The 501-nt window shown below is 54.9% G+C and carries 1 protein-coding gene; it reads left to right on the top strand.

The window, feature by feature from the left end; all coding sequences use genetic code 11:
* Positions 1-266: 266 nt before the first annotated feature.
* The coding region (locus tag JK635_RS07115) for a hypothetical protein (RefSeq protein WP_235887955.1) at positions 267-501 on the top strand (235 nt) is incomplete at its 3' end.

Below are 501 nucleotides of genomic sequence, written 5' to 3'. Positions count from 1 at the left end.
CGCCAGAATCCTGCCTTGAGGCTGTGTGCCGCGAAGAGTGTCTTGTCTGCGGTCAGGTCAGGTCAGGTCAGGTCAGGTAGCCACGCTACATGGCGCGCGTCAGGTGCAACGGAAATAACCACGGTACGGTAACGCAGCGCACCTACCGGCCCATGCGTCGATCGTGCCTCCCTCGCGGCCAGCCTGGCGAAGATGGTACCAGCTGAAAGCCCTTGCCTTATTAAGACAGACAAGCATCACCGAGATGCCTTCGCACGAAGTGCTTCATGGAATCGATGCCTTCAATCACTTTTAAAGAGGAGAAGCGAATGGATGGAACAACCAGGTACGGGAGCTCAAGCAGTTCGAGCAGCTCATTTGAATTTCATACCCGTCGGGAAAAGCCGGTAGCAACGCACGGAAAACCTGAGCAGAAACAAACTGATCCGGACTTGGATGACTGGGAGTTCGTGCCAAATGACCAAGTCGTGTCCAATCAGAAAAGAGCTGATCCGGGCGATG

This window comes from Neobacillus paridis (assembly GCF_016765675.1).
In the GTDB taxonomy this organism is placed as follows: Bacteria; Bacillota; Bacilli; order Bacillales; family Cytobacillaceae; genus Neobacillus; species Neobacillus paridis.
This window is presented reverse-complemented; position numbering and strand designations above follow the sequence as displayed.